Annotated in this window: 3 protein-coding genes and 1 pseudogene; all 4 read left to right on the top strand. The window is 72.1% G+C overall.

Features of this window, described 5'->3' with window-relative positions:
- Window positions 1–623 (top strand): annotated as a pseudogene (locus AC2H6A_RS18065) (chromosome segregation protein SMC); the annotation flags it as partial.
- The gene (locus AC2H6A_RS18070; RefSeq protein ID WP_484275108.1) at window positions 620–1,687 is read left to right on the top strand and encodes a cell division protein ZipA C-terminal FtsZ-binding domain-containing protein; all 1,068 of its coding nucleotides are present in this window, start codon (window positions 620–622) and stop codon (window positions 1,685–1,687) included. The pseudogene AC2H6A_RS18065 and the gene AC2H6A_RS18070, both read left to right, overlap by 4 nt.
- A gap of 11 nt (window positions 1,688–1,698) precedes the next feature.
- The gene (gene ligA / locus AC2H6A_RS18075; protein ID WP_484275109.1) at window positions 1,699–4,029 is read left to right on the top strand and encodes an NAD-dependent DNA ligase LigA; all 2,331 of its coding nucleotides are present in this window, start codon (window positions 1,699–1,701) and stop codon (window positions 4,027–4,029) included.
- On the top strand, window positions 3,939–4,547 hold a 609-nt coding region (locus tag AC2H6A_RS18080; RefSeq protein WP_484275110.1), incomplete at its 3' end, for an S-methyl-5'-thioinosine phosphorylase. The genes ligA and AC2H6A_RS18080, both read left to right, overlap by 91 nt.

Consider the following 4,547-nt stretch of genomic DNA (forward strand, 5'->3'; position numbering starts at 1 on the left):
GCGCGCTCGGTGCGGTCAATCTCGCCGCCCTCGATGAGCTCGGTGCCAGCAACGAGCGCAAGAAGTTCCTCGATGACCAGTCGGCCGATCTCAACGAGGCGATCAGCACCCTCGAGGACGCCATCCGCCGCATCGACCGCGAGACCCGCGAGCTCCTGCAGCAGACCTATGACGCGGTCAACCGCGGCTTCGGTCAGCTCTTCCCCGAGCTCTTCGGGGGCGGCGAGGCGCGCCTCATCCTCACCGGCGCCGAACTGCTCGACGCCGGCATCCAGGTGATGGCCCAGCCCCCGGGCAAGCGCAACACCACCATCCACCTGCTCTCGGGTGGCGAAAAGGCGCTCACCGCCATCGCCCTGGTGTTCGCCATGTTCCAGCTCAACCCGGCGCCGTTCTGCCTGCTCGACGAAGTCGATGCGCCGCTCGACGACGCCAACACCGAGCGCTACTGCGAGATGGTCCGGCGCATGTCGGACCAGACCCAGTTCCTGTTCATCACCCACAACAAGATCGCGATGGAACTCGCTCAGCAACTGGTTGGCGTCACCATGCAGGAGCGCGGCGTGTCGCGCATCGTCGCCGTCGACATCGACTCGGCGCGCCAGATGGCGCAGGCGGCATGAACGGCACCGGCGCGTTCAGCTCGCTCGCGGTCAGCGCCCTGGTGCTGGTCGTGCTCGGTGTGGCGGCGGTCCTGGGCTACAACGCCTGGCAGTCACGGCGTCGCGGCGCGCGCCTGCGGGCGGTGGCCACGCCGGCACCGGCGAGTGCAGGCACCCCGGCCGCGCGCGCCGAGCCCAGCCTGGGCATGGTCGATGAGCCGGCGGTGGCGGCGGGCTCGGCGCCGGCTGACAACGCCGCCGCGGCCGCGTCGCCGGTGGCCAGCCTGGTCACCGGGGTGTGCCTGAGTCCGCTCACCGATTGCCTGATCGAGTTCGACCTGCCCGAGCCGGTGAGCGCCGAGCGCCTGCTCTCGGGGCCGGCTGCGCTGCGTCGTGTGGGCGGCAAGCCGGTGGCCCTCGAAGGCTGCGCGGCTTCGGCCGAGGAGCAGCCCGAGGGTGTCTGGGAGCCGCTGGCGCCGGGCCAGCGGCTGGCGCGGCTGCGGGTGGGCGTGCTGCTCGCCAATCGCAACGGGCCGCTCAATGCGATGGAGTTCTCCGAGTTCGTGGCGGCGGTGCAGACCCTGGCCGACCGGCTCGGGCTGCTCGCGGACATCCCCGACATGAGCGCGGTGCTCCAGCGCGCCCGCGCGCTCGACGAGACCTGTGCCTCGCTCGACGCCATGGTCGGGGTCAACGTGCTCGCGCCGCAGGCGCTTGGCCTGGCTGACCTCGCCCGCCTGGCCCAGGAGGCTGGCTGCGTCGAGCGGGGCAACAACCGGCACGCCCGCCTCGGTCCGGCCGGCGAGGTGCTGTTCTCGGTCAGCCTGGGCGATGCGCCCGACCGCATCTCGCTGCTCATCGATGTGCCGCGCGCCCCCCTGGCGGCCGAGCCCTGGGAACGGCTGCTCGAGTGCGCCCGTCACTGCGCGCTGCGCCTGGATGGCCGCCTGGTCGATGACCAGGGCAGGGCGCTCACCCAGGCGGTGCTGCTGCGCATCGGCGAGCAACTCGGCGCGCGCCAGCAGGCGCTGGTCGATGCCGGCCTGGCACCCGGCTCGCCTCTGGCGCTGCGGGTCTTCAACTGACGCAGCACGCCGTGAGCGCTGATCCGCCCACTGCCGCAGGCGATCCGGCCGCGCGGGCTGCGGCCCTGCGCGAGCGGCTTGCCCGCTACAACCACGAGTATTACGTGCTCGATGCGCCCAGTGTGCCTGATGCGCTTTTCGACCAGTGCCTGCGCGAGCTGCAGGCGCTCGAGGCGGCACACCCCGACCTGATCACGCCAGACTCGCCCACGCAGCGCGTCGGTGCGGCGCCCGCGGCCGGCTTTGCCACGGTGCCCCATGCAGTGCCGATGCTGTCGCTGAACAACGCCTTCGATGATGACGAGGTGCTCGGCTTCGATCGTCGGGTGCGCGAGGCTCTCGGTCCGCTGCTCGCCAGCGATGAGCCGGTGGCCTACACCGCCGAGCTCAAGTACGACGGTCTGGCGGTGAGCCTGCGCTACGAGCGGGGCGTGCTCGCGCTGGCAGCCACGCGGGGCGATGGCGCCAGCGGCGAGAATGTCACCGCCAACCTGCGCACCGTGCGCGCGGTGCCGCTGCGCCTGCGCGGTGGTGCCGTGCCCGAGCTGCTCGAGGTGCGCGGTGAAGTGCTCATGTACAAGGCCGACTTCGAGCGCCTGAATCTTGGCCAGCGGCAGGCCGGCGAGCGCGAGTTCGTCAACCCGCGCAATGCCGCGGCCGGCGCGCTGCGTCAGCTCGATCCTGCGGTCACGGCTCGCCGCCCCCTGCGCTTTCTCGCCTACGGTCTGGGCGAGCTGCGCGGCGCCACCGAGCCGGCCACCCATGCCGAGCTGCTCGACTGGCTGCGGGATCTCGGCCTGCCGGTGGGCGCCGAGCGCGAGCTGCTTGCCGGGCCGCAGGCGCTGCTCGGCTTTTACCGGCGGATGCAGGCGCGACGCCCCGACTTGCCCTACGACATCGACGGGGTGGTCTACAAGGTCAACCGGCGGGAATGGCATGAGCGCATCGGCTATGTCGCACGCGCGCCGCGTTATGCCCTCGCCCACAAGTTCCCCGCCGAAGAGGCGGTCACCGAGCTGCTCGACATCGAGATCCAGGTCGGTCGTACCGGCTCGCTCACACCGGTGGCGCGCTTGCGCCCGGTGTTCGTCGGCGGCACCACGGTGTCCAATGCCACGCTGCACAACGAGGACGAGATCCGGCGCAAGGATCTGCTGATCGGCGATGCCGTGGTGGTGCGCCGCGCGGGCGATGTCATCCCCGAGGTGGCCCGGGCGCTGACCGAGCAGCGCCCGCCGGCCGACTCCCCGGCCTTCGCCGGTCGCTGGCGCCGCTTCGTCATGCCCACCCGCTGCCCGGCCTGCGGCAGCGCGGCGGTTCGCGAGGAGGGTGAGGTGGCCTGGCGCTGCGTGGCCGGACTGTCCTGTCCGGCGCAGCGCAAGCAGGCGCTGCTGCACTTCGCCCAGCGCCGCGCCATGGACATCGAAGGCCTTGGCGAGAAGCTGGTCGACCAGCTCGTCGAGGCCGGCCGGGTGCAGTCTCCGGCCGATCTCTACCGTCTGAATGCCGCCGATCTCGCGGGGCTCGATCGCATGGGCGAGAAGTCGGCAGCCAATCTGCTCGCCGCCATCGAGGCGTCACGCCGTCCCACGCTGGCGCGGCTGCTGTTTGCGCTGGGCATCCGCCATGTCGGCGAGGAGGTCGCGCGCCAGCTTGCCGCCGCCTACCCCGACCTGCCGGCGCTGATGGCTGCGCCCTGGCCCGAGATCCAGGCCCGCAAGGCCGAGATCCAGAAGGAGAACGCGCGGCGTCGCGCCCGCGCCGAGCCGCTGCTGCCGGTGCCGCTGGAAGGCATCGGCCCCGAGATCATCGACAGCCTGCAACGCTTTCTGGCCGAACCCCACAACCGCGAAGCCCTCGCGCAGCTGCTGGAGGCCGGCGTCGCGCCACAGCCCGGTGGCCGCCTCGCGGACGAAGCCGCCGCTGGTCTGGCCCCTGCTGGCGGGCCGCTCGCAGGCCTGAGCTTCGTGATCACCGGCACCCTGCCCACCCTCGAGCGCGAGGCCGCGGCCGAGCGCATCCGCGCGGCGGGTGGCTCGGTGTCGGGCTCGGTGTCGCGCAAGACCCGCTATCTGGTCGCCGGCGAGGCGGCCGGCAGCAAGCTCGCCCGCGCCATCGAGCTTGGCGTGCCGGTGATCGACGAGGCGGCGCTGCTGGCCATGATCGAATCCCCCCAGGCGCCCAGCGCGCCGGAGCCATGCCCAGGAAATTCGCGATTATCGGCGGCAGCGGACTCAGTTCGCTCGCCGGCCTGCACGACTGTCGCCGCCAGGTGGTGCGCACCCCGTTCGGCGACCCCTCAGGCCCGCTCACCCACGGCCGTCTCGATGGCGTCGATCTGATCTTCCTAGCTCGCCACGGCTACGGTCACACCATCGCCCCGCACGAGATCAACTACCGCGCCAACCTCTGGGCGCTGCATGATGCCGGGGTGGACGGGGTGGTGGCCGTGGCCACGGTGGGCGGCATCCGCCGCGAGTACGGCCCTGGCGCGCTGGTGCTGCCCGACCAGATCATCGACTACACCTGGGGCCGACGCGCGACCTTCTTCGAAGGGCCCGACCAGCCGGTCACCCATGTGGACTTCACGCTGCCCTATGACGAGGCGGTGCGCCAGCGGCTCGCGCGAGCGGCCGCCTCCATCGGCGAGCCGCTCGCCCTCGAGGGGACCTACGGCTGCACCCAGGGCCCGCGCCTCGAGAGCGCAGCCGAGATCCGGCGCATGGCGCGCGATGGTTGCGATCTGGTCGGCATGACCGGCATGCCCGAGGCGGTGCTGGCCCGCGAACTCGGCGTGCCCTATGCCGCGCTCGGCGTGGTGGCCAATCATGCGGCCGGCATGGGCGACAGCGCGCAGGCC

The organism is Quisquiliibacterium sp., assembly GCF_982640115.1.

Coding starts and splice junctions, on each gene's coding strand:
- AC2H6A_RS18070 (WP_484275108.1), top strand. CDS start 620: ATGAACGGCACCGGCGCGTTCAGCTCGCTCGCGGTCAGCGCCCTGGTG.